16 protein-coding genes are annotated in these 16,606 nt (G+C 58.0%); 15 read left to right on the top strand and 1 reads right to left on the bottom strand.

Features of this window, described 5'->3' with window-relative positions:
- Positions 1 to 8: 8 nt before the first annotated feature.
- From ACM6IR_RS02670 to ispD, 7 genes are all read left to right on the top strand, one after another.
- Positions 9 to 956 carry an acetyl-CoA carboxylase carboxyltransferase subunit alpha gene (locus ACM6IR_RS02670; protein WP_414906259.1) on the top strand — a complete coding sequence of 316 codons (948 nt, stop codon included), beginning with the start codon at positions 9 to 11 and terminating at the stop codon, positions 954 to 956.
- A 151-nt stretch (positions 957 to 1,107) separates the two neighbouring features.
- Positions 1,108 to 2,436 (top strand): tRNA lysidine(34) synthetase TilS, encoded by a 1,329-nt coding sequence (gene tilS / locus ACM6IR_RS02665; RefSeq protein ID WP_414906258.1) that lies wholly within the window; start codon positions 1,108 to 1,110, stop codon positions 2,434 to 2,436.
- A gap of 274 nt (positions 2,437 to 2,710) precedes the next feature.
- Positions 2,711 to 4,342 carry a CTP synthase gene (locus ACM6IR_RS02660; RefSeq protein ID WP_414906257.1) on the top strand — a complete coding sequence of 544 codons (1,632 nt, stop codon included), beginning with the start codon at positions 2,711 to 2,713 and terminating at the stop codon, positions 4,340 to 4,342.
- A 5-nt stretch (positions 4,343 to 4,347) separates the two neighbouring features.
- Positions 4,348 to 5,193: a 3-deoxy-8-phosphooctulonate synthase gene (kdsA, locus tag ACM6IR_RS02655; protein ID WP_414906256.1), complete on the top strand. Its 846-nt coding sequence runs from the start codon at positions 4,348 to 4,350 to the stop codon at positions 5,191 to 5,193.
- 150 nt (positions 5,194 to 5,343) lie between these two features.
- Complete coding sequence (gene eno / locus ACM6IR_RS02650; RefSeq protein WP_414906255.1) at positions 5,344 to 6,633, top strand: phosphopyruvate hydratase; 1,290 nt, start codon at positions 5,344 to 5,346, stop codon at positions 6,631 to 6,633.
- A 238-nt stretch (positions 6,634 to 6,871) separates the two neighbouring features.
- Positions 6,872 to 7,150: a cell division protein FtsB gene (ftsB, locus tag ACM6IR_RS02645; RefSeq protein ID WP_047526337.1), complete on the top strand. Its 279-nt coding sequence runs from the start codon at positions 6,872 to 6,874 to the stop codon at positions 7,148 to 7,150.
- Positions 7,147 to 7,854 (top strand): 2-C-methyl-D-erythritol 4-phosphate cytidylyltransferase, encoded by a 708-nt coding sequence (ispD, locus tag ACM6IR_RS02640; RefSeq protein WP_414906254.1) that lies wholly within the window; start codon positions 7,147 to 7,149, stop codon positions 7,852 to 7,854. The genes ftsB and ispD overlap by 4 nt, the downstream gene beginning before the upstream one ends.
- A gap of 155 nt (positions 7,855 to 8,009) precedes the next feature.
- On the opposite strand, the gene ACM6IR_RS02635 is transcribed toward ispD, so the two are convergent.
- On the bottom strand, positions 8,010 to 8,906 hold the full coding sequence (locus ACM6IR_RS02635) for a LysR substrate-binding domain-containing protein (protein ID WP_414906253.1): 897 nt from the start codon (positions 8,904 to 8,906) through the stop codon (positions 8,010 to 8,012).
- A 107-nt stretch (positions 8,907 to 9,013) separates the two neighbouring features.
- Here ACM6IR_RS02635 and ACM6IR_RS02630 point away from each other — a divergent pair, with 107 nt between their 5' ends.
- From ACM6IR_RS02630 to rpoS, 8 genes are all read left to right on the top strand, one after another.
- The gene (locus ACM6IR_RS02630; protein ID WP_414906252.1) at positions 9,014 to 10,126 is read left to right on the top strand and encodes an S-(hydroxymethyl)glutathione dehydrogenase/class III alcohol dehydrogenase; all 1,113 of its coding nucleotides are present in this window, start codon (positions 9,014 to 9,016) and stop codon (positions 10,124 to 10,126) included.
- Positions 10,127 to 10,134: 8 nt separating this feature from the next.
- Positions 10,135 to 10,980 carry an S-formylglutathione hydrolase gene (gene fghA, locus ACM6IR_RS02625; protein ID WP_414906251.1) on the top strand — a complete coding sequence of 282 codons (846 nt, stop codon included), beginning with the start codon at positions 10,135 to 10,137 and terminating at the stop codon, positions 10,978 to 10,980.
- 53 nt (positions 10,981 to 11,033) lie between these two features.
- Positions 11,034 to 11,507, top strand: coding sequence for a 2-C-methyl-D-erythritol 2,4-cyclodiphosphate synthase (ispF, locus tag ACM6IR_RS02620; protein ID WP_010462780.1), 474 nt, complete (start codon positions 11,034 to 11,036; stop codon positions 11,505 to 11,507).
- Positions 11,504 to 12,562 (top strand): tRNA pseudouridine(13) synthase TruD, encoded by a 1,059-nt coding sequence (truD, locus tag ACM6IR_RS02615; protein ID WP_414906250.1) that lies wholly within the window; start codon positions 11,504 to 11,506, stop codon positions 12,560 to 12,562. Before ispF ends, truD begins: the two co-directional genes overlap by 4 nt.
- The gene (surE, locus tag ACM6IR_RS02610; protein ID WP_414906249.1) at positions 12,550 to 13,299 is read left to right on the top strand and encodes a 5'/3'-nucleotidase SurE; all 750 of its coding nucleotides are present in this window, start codon (positions 12,550 to 12,552) and stop codon (positions 13,297 to 13,299) included. The genes truD and surE overlap by 13 nt, the downstream gene beginning before the upstream one ends.
- Positions 13,300 to 13,340: 41 nt before the next feature.
- Positions 13,341 to 13,976 carry a protein-L-isoaspartate(D-aspartate) O-methyltransferase gene (locus ACM6IR_RS02605; RefSeq protein WP_201116431.1) on the top strand — a complete coding sequence of 212 codons (636 nt, stop codon included), beginning with the start codon at positions 13,341 to 13,343 and terminating at the stop codon, positions 13,974 to 13,976.
- Between the two features lie 202 nt (positions 13,977 to 14,178).
- Positions 14,179 to 15,045 (top strand): peptidoglycan DD-metalloendopeptidase family protein, encoded by an 867-nt coding sequence (locus tag ACM6IR_RS02600; protein ID WP_414906248.1) that lies wholly within the window; start codon positions 14,179 to 14,181, stop codon positions 15,043 to 15,045.
- Positions 15,046 to 15,150: 105 nt separating this feature from the next.
- Complete coding sequence (gene rpoS, locus ACM6IR_RS02595; RefSeq protein ID WP_054047143.1) at positions 15,151 to 16,158, top strand: RNA polymerase sigma factor RpoS; 1,008 nt, start codon at positions 15,151 to 15,153, stop codon at positions 16,156 to 16,158.
- Positions 16,159 to 16,606: the final 448 nt, after the last annotated feature.

The following is a 16,606-nucleotide window of genomic DNA, read 5'->3' as shown; positions in this document are numbered from 1 at the left end:
GGACGCCTATGAACCCGAATTTTCTAGATTTCGAACAGCCGATCGCCGACCTGCAAGCCAAGATCGAAGAGTTGCGCTTGGTCGGTAATGACAATTCGCTGAATATCGGCGATGAGATCTCCCGCCTGCAGGACAAAAGCAGCACGTTGACCGAAGACATTTTCGGCAAGCTGACCAGCTGGCAGATCGCGCGTCTGGCGCGTCACCCACGCCGCCCGTACACCCTGGACTACATCGAACACATCTTCACCGAGTTCGACGAGCTGCATGGCGACCGTCACTTCTCCGACGACGCTGCCATCGTTGGCGGTATCGCTCGTCTGGACGATCAGCCGGTAATGATCATCGGTCACCAGAAAGGCCGTGAAGTGCGCGAGAAAGTTCGTCGCAACTTCGGCATGCCGCGTCCGGAAGGCTACCGCAAGGCGTGCCGCCTGATGGAAATGGCCGAGCGTTTCAAAATGCCGATTCTGACCTTCATCGACACCCCGGGCGCCTACCCCGGCATCGACGCTGAAGAGCGCAACCAGAGCGAAGCGATTGCCTGGAACCTGCGTGTCATGGCCCGCCTGAAAACCCCAATCATCGCCACCGTGATCGGTGAAGGTGGTTCTGGTGGTGCGCTGGCGATCGGTGTTTGCGACCAGCTGAACATGCTGCAGTATTCGACTTACGCGGTGATTTCGCCGGAAGGCTGTGCCTCGATCCTGTGGAAAACCGCCGAAAAAGCACCGGATGCCGCTGAAGCCATGGGCATCACCGCCGAGCGCCTGAAAGGCCTGGGCATCGTGGATAAAGTGATCAGCGAGCCTTTGGGCGGCGCACATCGTAATCCGGCCGCTGCGGCTGCATCGATCCGTGCCGAGCTGAGCTCGCAACTGGCGATGCTGAAGAAGCTCGACAACGACGCGCTGCTGGCCCGTCGTTATGAGCGACTGATGAGCTACGGTCTCTGATCTGACGCTGCTTCGACAAACGACGCAAACCATTGTGGGAGCGAGCCTGCTCGCGAAAGCGGTATAACAGTCAACAAGTGTGTTGAATGTTAAGCAGCCTTCGCGAGCAGGCTCGCTCCCACATTGGGTCTATGTGAAGCGACTGACATCTATGAATCCTTCAAAGTTTGATCTGCCTGCCAGGCTTCTGCTGAATCTGGCCCCTTGGCGCAACGCCAAAACCTGGCGCGTCGCGTTTTCTGGTGGTCTCGACTCCACCGTCCTGCTGCACCTGCTCACCCATCTTGCAAAAACCGAATCCCTGCCGACGCTCAAAGCTATCCATATCCATCATGGCCTTCAGGCTGCGGCTGATGCATGGCCGGAGCACTGTCAGTCGGTCTGTGATGCGCTGGGTGTGCCTCTACAGGTGGTTCGTGTTCAGGTTCAGCGCGGCGCCAGCCTTGAGCGTGCTGCCCGGGATGCGCGCTATGGTGCATTCGTTGACGCGACTCAAGTCGATGATGTGCTGCTGACGGCGCAACATCAGGATGATCAGGCGGAAACCCTGTTGTTTCGCCTGTTGCGTGGGGCAGGGGTGAGAGGCTTGTCGGGGATGCCGAGCCGCCGTCCGTTGGGGCGGGGTTTTTTAGTGCGGCCGTTGCTGGCTGTTTCTCGGGCGGAGCTTGAAGCCTACGCAACAGAGCATCACCTGAACTGGATCGAGGACCCTTCGAACCAGGACCTACAGTTCTCACGCAATTACCTGCGACATCAGGTATTTCCGGTATTGACCGAGCGTTGGCCGCAGGCGATGGCGACCATGGCGCGTAGCGCATCGCATTTGAGCGAGGCGCAGGCGTTGCTTGATGAACTGGCAGACATCGATCTCGCCGAAGCCAATACGGTCAGTGATTTCGCCTGGCTGGGCGTGCCCTCTCTGGACCTGGCGTCACTTGCAAAACTTTCCGCCGCTCGCCAGCGCAATGCGTTGAGTCACTGGCTCACAGCGCTGACGCGGCTGCCGGACAGCGACCATTGGTCGGGTTGGGATAATGTGCGCGATGCCGCCGGCGATGCACGTCCGATCTGGAGGCTGGCGGATGGCGAACTCCATCGCGCGGGTGGGCGTATCTGGTGGTTGTCGGGCTGCTGGCTACGCCATCCGTTGCCTGCCTTTCACTGGCCAGATCCCTCGATATCGTTGAAGTTGCCGGATAACGGAGTACTCAGGCTCACGGGCCAAATCCCCGACGGCCCTCTGCATATCCGCTATCGTGAGGGAGGTGAGGTCATGCATTCGCCTGATCGCGGCCACCGGGATCTTAAGCGTTTGCTCAACGAATGCGGGGTTCCGGGCTTCGCCCGCGGCAGATTGCCGCTGCTCTATCGCGGCGAGCAATTACTGGCCGTGGCGAACCTGCCGGGGTTGAACGGCAGCGTGCAGCACGGCTGGAATTTGCATTGGCAACCAGCGAACGAAGATCAAGGTTTGAGCTGAAAGGGGCTTTCCGGTAGACTACGCTCCCTTCTTGATACAACTTCTGTGGATTCGACTGAATTGCAGGAGTTGCCGATTACCAAGCAGTCTTTGCTGGGCGATTCCAAAAAATGTGTAGCGAGCAACGAACCGGTGTTTCATCTTCCGGTCTGTCCCAACGCGGCGGTTTTTTTGAAAGGTGCACTGTGATTAATGCAGGTGATCGGGGGCTTCGGCCTTCCTTCGCTTTCCCCGGCGGCTCGGACCGCTTTAACGCAGACTTCTAGGGTTTTTCATGACGCGCTACATATTCGTCACGGGCGGTGTTGTTTCTTCTTTGGGGAAAGGCATTGCATCGGCTTCATTGGCGGCCATCCTGGAGGCGCGGGGACTTAAGGTCACCATGCTGAAGCTGGACCCGTACATCAACGTCGATCCGGGCACCATGAGCCCGTTCCAGCACGGTGAAGTGTTCGTCACCCACGACGGCGCCGAGACTGACCTGGACCTGGGTCACTACGAGCGGTTTATCCGCACGACCATGACCCAGAACAACAACTTCACCACTGGCCGTGTCTACGAACACGTTCTGCGCAAAGAGCGCCGTGGTGATTACCTGGGCGCCACCATTCAGGTGATCCCGCACATCACCGACGAAATCAAGCGCCGGATCATCAAGGGCGCCGGCGATGCCGACGTGGCCATGGTCGAGATCGGTGGCACCGTGGGTGACATCGAATCGCAACCGTTCCTCGAAGCGATCCGTCAATTGCGTTTCGAAGTCGGCGCCAAGCGCGCGATGCTGATGCACCTGACACTGGTGCCATACATTGCCACTGCCGGCGAAACCAAAACCAAGCCAACCCAGCACTCGGTCAAGGAACTGCGTTCCATCGGCCTGCAGCCAGACGTGCTGGTCTGCCGCTCCGATCACCCGATCGACATTTCCTCGCGTCGCAAGATCGCTCAGTTCACCAACGTTGAAGAGCGTGCGGTCATCGCGCTGGAAGACGCCGACACCATCTACAAGATCCCGGGCATTCTGCATTCCCAGGGCCTGGATGATTTCGTTGTCGAGCGTTTCGGCCTGCAATGTGGCGGTGCCGATCTGTCCGAGTGGGAAGCCGTGGTTGACGCCAAGCTCAACCCTGAGCACGAAGTCACCATCGCCATGGTCGGCAAGTACATGGAACTGCTGGACGCCTACAAGTCGCTGATCGAAGCGATGAGTCACGCCGGCATCAGCAACCGCACCAAGGTCAACCTGCGCTACATCGACTCCGAAGACATCGAAAACCAGGGCACCGCGCTGCTGGAAGGCGTCGACGCGATTCTGGTTCCAGGCGGCTTCGGTCTGCGTGGCGTGGAAGGCAAGATCACCGCCGTACAATTCGCTCGCGAAAACAAGATTCCGTACCTGGGCATCTGCCTGGGCATGCAAGTGGCCGTGATCGAGTTTGCGCGTAACGTACTGGGCTGGAAAGACGCCAACTCCACCGAGTTCGATCGTGCAAGCGGCCACCCGGTCGTGGGTCTGATTACCGAGTGGGAAGATGCCACCGGCGCAGTCGAAACCCGTACCGAAACGTCCGACCTGGGCGGCACCATGCGCCTTGGCGCACAGGATTGCCTGCTGGAGCCGGGTTCCCTGGTGCACGATTGCTACGCCAAGGACGTGATCGTCGAGCGTCACCGTCACCGCTACGAAGTGAACAACAACCTGCTGCCACAAATCATGGAAGCCGGCCTGAAAGTCACCGGTCGTTCCGGTGATGGCGCGCTGGTCGAAGTGGTCGAAGCTCCGGATCATCCGTGGTTCGTCGCTTGCCAGTTCCACCCTGAGTTCACCTCGACGCCACGCGACGGTCACCCGTTGTTCAGCGGTTTCGTTAAAGCAGCGTTGATTCAACACCAGAAGAAGGCGTAAATCCGATGGCGCAGAAGATCATCCGTGTAGGCGATATCGAGATTGCCAACGACAAGCCAATGGTGCTGTTCGGTGGCATGAACGTGCTGGAAAGCCGTGACATGGCGATGCAGGTCTGCGAAGACTACGTCAAGGTGACCGAGAAACTCGGTATCCCTTACGTGTTCAAGGCCAGTTTCGACAAGGCCAACCGTTCCTCCGTGACCTCTTACCGTGGCCCTGGCCTGGAAGAGGGCATGCGGATTTTCCAGGACATCAAGCAAGCCTTCGGCGTGCCGATCATCACCGACGTCCACGAGCCTGATCAGGCAGCGGTCGTTGCTGAAGTCTGCGAGATCATCCAGCTGCCGGCCTTTCTGTCGCGCCAGACCGACCTCGTGGTCGCGATGGCCAAGACTGGCGCGGTGATCAACATCAAGAAAGCGCAATTCCTCGCCCCTCAGGAAATGAAACACATCCTGAGCAAATGCGTGGAAGCGGGTAATGATCAGTTGATCCTCTGCGAGCGCGGTTCGAGCTTCGGCTACAACAACCTGGTCGTCGACATGCTGGGCTTCGGCATCATGAAGCAGTTCGAATATCCGGTGTTTTTCGACGTGACCCACGCGCTGCAAATGCCCGGCGGTCGCTCCGATTCCGCCGGTGGTCGTCGTGCCCAAGTCACCGACCTGGCAAAGGCCGGCATGAGCCAGTCGCTGGCCGGTCTGTTCCTTGAGGCACACCCGGACCCGGACAACGCAAAATGCGACGGCCCCTGCGCCTTGCGTCTGGACAAACTGGAGCCATTCCTGGCCCAGCTCAAAGCGTTGGACGAACTGGTGAAGAGTTTTCCGACGGTAGAAACCGCGTAATCCTCATTTCTCCGTGCAGGAGCCGAGCTTGCTCGCGATGGGGGCTCGAGAGAGCGCCATGAGCAAGCCGGTCTTATGCAACAATGTGACCCACAAGTTATAAATCGAGCGGTACAAAGCGTTTTCGTCAACTTTGGAGTGTTTACAACAATGGCAAAAATCGTCGACATCAAAGGTCGTGAAGTTCTCGACTCCCGTGGCAACCCCACCGTGGAAGCGGACGTGCTTCTCGATAACGGCATCATCGGTAGCGCGTGCGCGCCGTCCGGTGCTTCCACTGGCTCGCGTGAAGCGCTCGAGCTGCGTGATGGCGACAAGAGCCGTTACCTGGGCAAAGGCGTTCTGAAAGCCGTCGCCAACATCAACGGTCCGATCCGTGACCTGTTGAAAGGTACTGACCCAAGCGACCAGAAAGCGCTGGATCACGCGATGATCAAGCTCGACGGTACCGAAAACAAAGGTTCCCTGGGCGCCAACGCGATCCTCGCCGTTTCCCTGGCTGCGGCCAAGGCAGCCGCTCAAGACCAGGACCTGCCGCTGTACGCTCACATTGCCAACCTGAACGGTACCCCGGGTGTTTACTCGATGCCGGTTCCGATGATGAACATCATCAACGGTGGCGAGCACGCCGATAACAACGTCGACATCCAGGAATTCATGGTTCAGCCAGTCGGCGCCAAGTCTTTCTCGGAAGGTCTGCGCATGGGCACCGAGATTTTCCATCACCTCAAAGCTGTTCTGAAGGCCCGTGGCCTCAGCACTGCTGTCGGTGACGAAGGTGGTTTCGCACCCAACCTGGCTTCCAACGAAGACGCGTTGAAAGTGATTTCCGAAGCCGTGGCCAACGCCGGTTACAAGCTGGGCACCGACGTGACCCTGGCCCTGGACTGCGCTGCGAGCGAATTCTACGAAGACGGTAAGTACAACCTGTCCGGCGAAGGCCAGGTGTTCACCGCTGAAGGTTTCGCCGATTACCTCAAAGGCCTGACCGAGCGTTACCCGATCATCTCCATCGAAGATGGCCTGGACGAGTCCGACTGGGCTGGCTGGAAAATCCTCACCGACAAAATCGGCGAGAAGATTCAGCTGGTAGGCGACGACCTGTTCGTGACCAATACCAAGATCCTGAAAGAAGGCATCGATAAAAAGATCGCTAACTCTATCCTGATCAAGTTCAACCAGATCGGCACCCTGACCGAAACCCTGGAAGCCATCCAGATGGCCAAGGCCGCTGGTTACACCGCCGTCATCTCGCACCGCTCCGGCGAAACCGAAGATTCGACCATTGCCGACCTGGCTGTGGGCACTTCGGCTGGTCAGATCAAAACCGGCTCCCTGTGCCGTTCCGACCGCGTTTCCAAGTACAACCAACTGCTGCGTATCGAAGAGCAGTTGAATGGCAAAGCCAAGTACAACGGTCGTAGCGAGTTCCGCGGCTGATAAGTGCTCTGCCTCGCCATCCCGCGCGACTTTTGGCAATGTCAAAGGAAGCGTATTGGTGAGGCAGGCACGAAATGGTAAAAAGACAGCGGATTGTGTCGGAAAAATCGCTACGGCGATGAATTTGCCACTAATCTGATGCCTTATAAGCACAAGCCTGGGTCTTCCAGGCTTCGTGCTATCAGAAGCTTCATAGTTTTTGCATGGCTGTCTTTTTTCACTGGATACCTGATATTCGATGCGCAGTCCCAATTGGTTGTTCCTCGTTTTGCTCTTGCTGCTGGCTGGCCTGCAGTACCGCCTGTGGGTGGGTAATGGCAGTCTGGCGCAAGTCGCAGAGCTGACTCAGCAGATCGCGGATCAACATGCTGAGAATGAGTCGTTGCTGGAGCGCAATCGAGTCATGGACGCCGAAGTCAGTGAGTTGAAAAAAGGCATGGAGACCGTTGAAGAGCGGGCTCGCCATGAGTTGGGCATGGTCAAGGACGGTGAAACGCTTTACCAGTTGGCCCAATGAACTCGTCGTTACCGGCCTTCTGGGCCGTGATTCCTGCCGCGGGCGTCGGTGCCCGTATGGCTGCGGACCGTCCCAAGCAATACTTGCAATTGGGCGGGCGCACAATTCTCGAACACAGCCTCGGCTGTTTCCTTGATCACCCTGCCCTGAAGGGGGTGGTGGTCAGTCTTGCTGTTGATGATCCTTATTGGCCGACCCTGGCGTGTGCTGGCGATTCGCGTATTCAGCGTGTTGACGGCGGCAATGAGCGTTCCGGGTCGGTGCTCAATGCGCTGCTGCATTTGCACGCGCAAGGTGCTGACGATGAGGATTGGGTATTGGTTCACGATGCCGCACGACCGAATCTGAGCCGTGATGATCTGGACAAGTTGCTGGGTGAACTGGCTGAAGATCCGGTGGGCGGACTGCTGGCGGTTCCTGCTCGCGATACCCTCAAACGGGTCGACAAACAGGGTCGCGTGGTTGAAACCGTGGATCGCAGTGTGATCTGGCAAGCGTATACGCCGCAGATGTTTCACCTGGGTGCGTTGCATCGAGCGTTGGCCGATAGCCTGGTGGCGGACGTTGTCATCACAGATGAAGCTTCGGCCATGGAGTGGGCAGGGATGGCGCCTCGTCTTATTGAGGGTCGGTCTGATAACCTCAAAGTCACTCGCCCTGAAGATCTGGAGTGGCTGCGTCAGCGCTGGGCTAACCGCCGCTGATTTCTCGCTGGCCCTTCAACCGCTATCGCGAGCAAGCTCGCTCCCACACTTGTTTTGTGTCGGCCATCTATTTTTCGTTCGCCAATAATCCCTCTGGGAGCGAGCTTGCTCGCGAAAGCGGTGGTCCCGCCTACATATCTGGCACTGAAACATACTTAGCGCCGATACTCCGGCCGTCCTGCCAACCCCTCCTTCAAATAATCCACCAACTTGCGCACCTTCGGCGACAGATGCCGCTGCTGTGGATACAGCGCCCAAACGGCAGTATTCGGCGGTTGATGGGCTTCCAGCAACGAAATCAACGCACCACTGTTTAAATGCTCCAGCACGTAATAGTCCGGCAACTGACACAGCCCAACCCCCTGCAGCGCCGCGTCCAGCACCGCCTGCCCACTATTACAACGCCAGTTTCCCTGCACCCGTTGGGAAAATTCCCGCCCGTTCTGTTCCAGTTGCCAGACGTCCGAGCTGCCGATGAGGCAATTGTGCCGGCTCAATTCCGACAGGCTGTGTGGTCGACCGTATCGTTCCAGGTAGGACGGTGATGCGCACAGATACATGCGTCGCGGTGCCAGGCGTGTCGCCACCAGGCGCGAGTCTTGCAGACGACCCAGGCGGATCGCCAGGTCCAGGCCCTCATGAACCAGGTCGAGCTGGCGGTTGCTCAGTTCAATGTCGATTCGAAGTTGTGGATAGAGCCCCATGAAGCGGGTTACCAGCGGCACGATGAATCGCTCGCCGTACGCTACCGCGCAGGTCATGCGCAGCATGCCCTTGGGTTCGCTGGTCAGGTCGCCGACCGCGCGCAATGCTTCTTCGCGTCCGTCTTGCAATCGCTGGCAATGTTGCAAGAACGTTTGCCCGGCCTCGGTCAGGGTGACCCGACGTGTGCTGCGGTAAAGCAGCCGCGTCTGAAGGCGCTCTTCCAGGCGTACGATTTGTCGACTGACGTGGGAGGAGGACACCCCAAGGCGTTCCGCCGCCGCGGTGAATTGACTGCACTCGGCGACTGCGACGAACTCGTCGATCCCTTCCCAACGGTTTTCGGACATTAATGATTATCCCTGTACAGCAATAATATTTTGCGTTTGTCTCGATTATTCATCGTATGGCGGTGTATTACACTCCTTGTCTCGTTTTTATTCACTGGAGAGTCAGCATGATCAAGTCGCGCGCCGCCGTTGCCTTCGAGGCCAAGAAACCCCTCGAGATCGTTGAAGTCGATGTCGCCATGCCGAAGGCCGGTGAAGTCCTGCTGCGAGTCGTGGCTTCCGGTGTTTGCCACACAGACGCCTACACCCTGTCCGGCGCCGACCCGGAAGGCATCTTCCCGTCGATCCTCGGTCACGAAGGTGGTGCGATTGTCGAAGCGATCGGTGAGGGTGTGACCTCTGTCGCCATCGGCGATCATGTGATCCCGCTGTACACCCCGGAATGCCGTCAGTGCAAATTCTGTCTGTCGGGCAAAACCAACCTCTGCCAGGCCATTCGCGCGACTCAGGGCAAAGGCCTGATGCCAGATGGTACTTCGCGTTTTTCCTACAAGGGCCAGCCGATTTTCCACTACATGGGAACCTCGACATTCTCCGAGTACACCGTACTGCCGGAAATCTCCGTGGCCAAAATCCCTAAAGAAGCGCCACTGGAAAAAGTCTGCCTGCTGGGTTGCGGTGTCACCACCGGCATCGGCGCCGTGCTCAATACCGCCAAGGTAAAACCGGGTGATACCGTCGCCATTTTCGGCCTCGGCGGCATCGGGCTGTCAGCGGTTATCGGTGCCGTAAAAGCCAAGGCTGCGCGGATCATCGCCATCGACATCAACCCGGCCAAATTCGAGATTGCCAAGCAGCTGGGTGCAACCGATTGCGTGAACCCGAAAGATTTCGATCGTCCTATCCAGGAAGTCATCGTCGACATGACCGACGGCGGCGTCGACTTTTCCTTCGAGTGCATCGGCAACGTCCAGTTGATGCGCGCCGCACTTGAGTGCTGCCACAAGGGTTGGGGCGAATCGGTGATCATCGGTGTGGCGGGTGCAGGCCAGGAAATTTCTACCCGTCCATTCCAGTTGGTGACCGGTCGTGTCTGGCGCGGTTCGGCGTTTGGCGGTGTGCGTGGTCGTACCGAATTGCCGAGCTATGTCGAAATGGCCGAAACCGGCGAGATCCCGCTGGATACGTTCATCACCCACACCATGGGCCTGGAAGATATCAACAAGGCTTTCGACCTGATGCATGAAGGCAAAAGCATCCGTAGCGTCATCCACTTCTGAGGTCGGTCATGAGCCTGGAAAATATTTCCTGCCAGAAAAGCTTCGGCGGCTGGCACAAACGCTACCGGCACCGCTCCGAAGTGCTCGGTTGCGACATGGTGTTTGCCGTCTACCTGCCGCCGCAAGCGGAGCAGGGTGGCAAACTGCCGGTGCTGTATTGGTTATCCGGCTTGACCTGTACCGACGAAAACTTCATGCAAAAGGCTGGCGCCCTGCGCATGGCGGCCGAGCTCGGGCTGATCATTGTCGCGCCGGACACCAGTCCGCGCGGTCCAGATGTGCCGGGCGATCCGGATGGCGCTTGGGACTTCGGTCTCGGCGCCGGGTTTTATCTCAATGCCACGCAGGAACCGTGGTCGCGGCACTATCGGATGCATGACTATGTCGTGCAGGAATTGCCGGCATTGGTCGAGGCGCATTTCCCTGCGTCGGACAAGCGTGGCATCAGTGGTCACTCCATGGGGGGGCACGGTGCGCTGGTTTGTGCGTTGCGTAATCCGGGGCGATATCAATCGGTGTCGGCGTTCTCGCCGATCAACAATCCAATGGATTGCCCGTGGGGTCAGAAAGCCTTTACCCGTTACCTGGGCGAAGACCGTTCGAAATGGCGTGAATGGGATGCTTGTGCGCTGATGGCCGAGGCAAACGAAAAGCTGCCGTTGCTGGTCGACCAAGGTGATCGAGACGATTTCCTGACCACCCAGCTTAAGCCTGAAGCGTTGCAACAGGCTGCTAAACTGGCTGGTCATCCGCTGACGCTGCGCCTGCAACCAGGCTACGACCACAGCTATTTTTTCATCGCCAGCTTCATCGACGAGCACTTGCAACATCATGGGCGTGCGCTAAGCGCCTAATATCCGCCAAAGCAGGTAGAATCACGCCCTGACAAAAATCGGGGCGTTTTTTTATGCGTATTGGCCACGGCTATGATGTGCACCGTTTCGCTGAAGGCGACTTCATTACCCTGGGAGGTGTGCGCATTGCACACGGCTTCGGGCTGCTCGCTCACTCCGACGGTGACGTCCTGCTGCACGCCTTGAGCGATGCCTTGCTCGGTGCCGCAGCGTTGGGTGATATCGGCAAGCATTTCCCGGACACCGACCCTACATTCAAGGGCGCCGACAGTCGTGTACTGTTGCGTCATGTCGTCGCACTGATCCACGCCAAAGGCTGGAAGGTCGGCAACGTCGATAACACCATCGTCGCACAGGCGCCGAAAATGGCCCCGCATATCGAATCGATGCGCGCGCTGATTGCCGCGGATCTTCAAGTTGAGTTGGATCAAGTGAACGTGAAAGCTACCACCACCGAAAAGCTCGGCTTTGTCGGTCGCGAAGAAGGCATCGCCGTGCATTCCGTTGCCTTGTTGCTGCGCGCATGAACGAACTGCAATTGCTCGGCCCGCGGGCCTATGGCGCAGCCCTCGGCACTGCCGTGTTGAAAGCCACGGCGGAAGATTTTCAGGTCGATGAAGTCCTCAATATTCCCCTCAGTGGCGATGGCGAGCACCTGTGGGTCTGGGTGGAAAAGCGCGGTCTGAATACCGAAGAAGCAGCGCGGCGGATTGCCAAGGCGGCGGGTGTGCCGTTGCGTACGGTCAGTTATGCAGGTCTCAAGGACCGTCAGGCACTGACTCGCCAGTGGTTCAGTGTGCAACTGCCGGGCAAGGCAGATCCTGATTTGTCGGCGGCCGAAAATGACACGCTGAAAATCCTCAAGACCGGCCGGCACAAACGCAAGCTGCAACGCGGCGCACACTCGGCCAATGGCTTCACGTTGCGCCTGACCCAGTTCGCGGGCGACAAAGCCGCGATCGAAGAACGTCTGCAACAGATCGCCAAACAAGGTATACCCAATTATTTCGGTGCCCAGCGTTTTGGGTTTGACGGCGGTAACGTGGTCGATGCCCGGGCCTGGGCCGCGCGCAAGGCCCTGCCGGAGCAGCGCAATGTGCGCTCGCGGTTGCTCTCTACCGCCCGCAGTTTTCTATTTAACCAGGTGCTGGCGGCGCGTGTCGCCGATGGCACCTGGCAGCGCGCCGTGGTCGGTGACCTGCTGGCCTTCACCGACAGCCGCAGTTTTTTTCCGGCAGGTGAAGCCGAATGCAGCGACCCGCGTCTGGCGATTCTCGACCTGCACCCGACCGGTCCGCAGTGGGGCGAAGGTGACTCGCCGGCAACTGGCGTTGTCCATGAACTGGAGCAGGCAATCGCTGCTCGCGAAGCCGATCTTCGCGATTGGTTGATTAACGCCGGAATGAGCCACGAACGTCGCATCCTGCGGCTGCCCATTGGTGGGTTGACGTGGCATTATCCCGAGCCTGACATTCTGCAACTGGAATTCGTCCTGCCGGCCGGATGCTTCGCCACCGTATTGGTGCGTGAACTCGTCGATCTGGTGCCGGTGGGGCAGACGGACAGCCCATGCGTATTCTGATTTCTAACGATGATGGGGTAACCGCACCCGGTCTCGCCGCGCTTTATGCTGCGCTGGCGGATTACACCGAATGCGTGGTTATCGCCCCGGACCAGGACAAAAGCGGCGCCAGCAGTTCGTTGACGCTCGACCGTCCGTTGCACCCGCAAACATTGGCCAACGGCTTTATCAGCCTCAACGGCACACCCACCGATTGCGTGCACCTGGGCCTTAACGGCCTGCTGGAGCGCGAACCGGACATGGTGGTTTCCGGTATCAACCTGGGCGCCAATCTGGGAGACGACGTGCTGTATTCCGGCACCGTGGCGGCAGCGCTTGAAGGGCGTTTCCTTGAGCGACCTTCGTTTGCTTTTTCGTTGGTCTCACGGCAAGTGGAGCACCTTTCTACCGCCGCTTACTTTGCGCGCAAACTGGTGGAAGCCCACGCTGACCTCGCCCTGCCACCGCGCACGGTGCTGAACGTGAACATTCCCAACTTGCCTCTGGACCACATCCGCGGAATTCAGTTAACCCGACTCGGCCATCGCGCTCGTGCCGCGGCGCCGACGAAAGTGGTCGACCCGCGCGGGAAGTCCGGCTACTGGATCGCCGCCGCGGGGGATGCTGAAGACGGCGGCCCGGGCACCGATTTTCATGCGGTGATGCAGGGCTATGTTTCCATCACCCCGCTGCAACTGGATCGCACCTTCAATGATGCGTTCAGAAGTCTCGATGGCTGGCTGGAGGGGCTGCGCTGATGGCTCGTGAACAAGACCCTATGCTGCACCGCGGCATCGGGATGACCTCCCAGCGGACCCGTGAACGCCTTATCCAGCGCCTGTATGAAGAGGGGGTGTCCAACGCCAAGGTGCTGGAAGTCATCCGTCGTACGCCGCGTCACCTGTTCGTCGACGAAGCACTGGCTCACCGCGCTTATGAAGATACCGCGCTGCCGATCGGGCATAACCAGACCATCTCCCAGCCTTATATGGTGGCCCGCATGAGCGAGTTGCTACTGGAGGCCGGTCCTCTCGACAAGGTGATGGAAATCGGCACCGGTTCGGGCTACCAGACGGCGGTGCTGTCGCAACTGGTCGAGCGTGTGTTTTCCGTAGAGCGCATCAAGGTTCTGCAGGACCGGGCCAAGGAACGCCTGGTCGAGTTGAACCTGCGCAACGTGGTATTCCGCTGGGGCGATGGCTGGGAAGGCTGGCCGGCCCTCGCACCGTACAACGGCATCATCGTGACCGCAGTGGCTACCGATGTCCCTCAGGCTTTGCTCGATCAGCTAGCGCCGGGAGGGCGGCTGGTGATTCCGGTCGGGGCCGGCGAGGTGCAACAATTGATGCTGATAATTCGCGAAGAACAGGGCTTTTCAAGACGTGTTTTAGGGGCTGTACGCTTTGTGCCATTGCTCAATGGGCCACTGGCCTGAACATTTGTTTTAGCGTGCTGAATTCTCTTCGATTGCCCCTGTCTTACAGCGGCATCGATCAGTTAAACGGGATTCATCGTCAGGTAGCAAACGTGTGCGTAGCATCATCACGGGTAAAGCCTGCACGGCCCGTTATACTGGTGACATTTCGTGCTGTAACACGGCAATCCACATTTTTCAGCCACCACAAAGGGAGCGGCGGGTGAGTCTCACAGTCATTGCGCAGCGTATGGGTATAACCGGCTTTCAGCGCCTGGTGACTGGCCTTGTCTTGAGTACCTTGCTGGTTGGTTGTTCCAGCACCAAATCGAGCGACGTACGCGTCGTCGATCGCAAAAACGCCGTCGCCCAGCGTCCGGTAGTGACCACGGGTCAGTACGTCGTTCGGCCTAAAGACACGCTGTTCTCCATCGCGTTTCGCTACGGCTGGGACTACAAGGCCCTCGCGGCACGAAACAACATTCCCGAGCCATACACCATCCACCCGGGTCAGACGATTCGCTTTGACGGTCGTACCGGTTCAACGTCGACTGCGCCGACAGAGGTGGTCAGTTCGTCGAATTCCACGCCTTCGTCATCGAGTAAAACCACGGTTATCCGGCGCCAGGCAAACGGCACAACCACCAGTACAACGGTGGTTGCACCGTCCGTCGCCAACAAACCGGCACCGGAACCATTGCCTCCGGCAGGGCCGGCCCCGACCGGCTGGGGATGGCCATCTAATGGCATTCTGATTGGAAAGTTCTCCTCAAACGGCAGTTTGAATAAAGGAATTGATATCGCCGGAGATTTGGGACAGCCTGTTTTAGCTGCGTCTGATGGGACGGTGGTATACGCCGGGAGTGGCTTAAGGGGCTACGGCGAATTAGTCATCATCAAACACAGCGAAACCTACGTCAGTGCCTACGGACATAACCGTAGGCTGTTGGTTCGGGAGGGGCAGCAGGTCAAGGTCGGACAGACAATTGCCGAAATGGGGTCAACGGGAACAGACCGGGTGAAGCTGCATTTTGAGATTCGCCGCCAGGGTAAACCTGTAGATCCGCTGCAATTCCTGCCGCGTCGTTGATCGCTTACCAGCTTGTTCCGTCACGTAGAGGGAACAAGCTCCGGCGTTGCCAAGGATAAAGGCGCCGCTTGAGCTTGAGGTCGAACTCACCAAAGGACTATAACAATGGCTCTCAGTAAAGAAGTGCCGGAGTTTGACATCGACGATGAGGTTCTCCTGATGGAGACCGGCATCGCTACGGATTCGATGTCGAATGATGAAGGGGCTGCTCCACCTTCCGTTCGTGCCAAATCCAAACACTCCGCCTCGTTAAAGCAACACAAGTACATTGATTACACGCGTGCGCTCGACGCCACGCAGCTGTACCTCAATGAAATCGGTTTTTCCCCTCTGTTGTCCCCGGAAGAAGAAGTTCATTTTGCGCGCCTGTCGCAAAGTGGAGATCCGGCCGGGCGCAAACGCATGATTGAAAGCAACCTGCGGCTGGTGGTGAAAATCGCCCGGCGTTACGTCAATCGTGGGCTGTCGCTGCTCGACCTGATCGAAGAGGGCAACCTCGGGTTGATTCGTGCGGTGGAGAAGTTCGACCCTGAGCGTGGCTTCCGCTTTTCGACCTACGCTACCTGGTGGATTCGTCAGACCATCGAGCGCGCCATCATGAATCAGACCCGGACCATCCGGTTGCCGATCCATGTGGTCAAAGAGCTCAACGTGTACCTGCGGGCGGCACGGGAACTGACACAAAAACTCGATCATGAACCCTCCCCCGAAGAAATTGCCAACCTGCTGGAAAAACCAGTGGGGGAGGTTAAGCGCATGCTCGGCCTGAACGAGCGCGTTTCTTCGGTCGACGTCTCGCTGGGTCCGGATTCGGATAAAACCCTGCTGGACACCCTTACCGATGATCGTCCCACCGATCCATGCGAACTGTTGCAGGATGACGACCTGTCCCAGAGTATCGATCAATGGCTCTCGGAACTGACCGACAAGCAACGTGAAGTGGTGATACGCCGCTTTGGATTGCGGGGTCATGAGAGCAGCACGCTTGAAGACGTAGGCCTGGAAATTGGCCTGACCCGTGAGCGGGTCAGACAGATTCAGGTTGAAGGATTGAAGCGTCTCCGGGAGATCCTCGAGAAAAATGGCCTGTCGAGCGAGTCGCTGTTCCAATAAGCAATTTGCTAAATCGCCATTAAAAAACCCCGACTGTTTCGGGGTTTTTTTATGGCTGGGGAATGAGGGGGGCGTCATCGCGGGTTTGTAGGCTCGTGCTGTAAGTCTTTGCTTACTCTTTCGTAAGTGTTCGTTATCTTTACAGGGTGGCAGTCGTCCATTCCCGTACTTAAATTTACTTATCTATTTGATTTGTATGCATATTGTTTAATGTTAATAGCATATGACAGACGATTTTGTTGATCTGGGTCGATTGCTCTTGATTCGGAATTCTCTAGTATCTGAACTGTGTCGACGGACTGACACGCCCTTCAAGGACGAGGGGAAGGACATCGCAGGAAGCGATTCATCAGGACGATGAAAAGGAGCGCAGGGAATAGGGAAAAAATGTGGGCGGGTCAAACCGCCCCTTTTTTTGCCTGCAGAAAAAGCAAAAAGGTCCCTGGGG

The organism is Pseudomonas sp. IT-P253 (assembly GCF_949768125.1).
In the GTDB taxonomy this organism is placed as follows: Bacteria; Pseudomonadota; Gammaproteobacteria; order Pseudomonadales; family Pseudomonadaceae; genus Aquipseudomonas.
The sequence above is the reverse complement of the archived record's forward strand: the minus strand, read 5'-3'. Positions and strand labels throughout refer to the sequence as shown.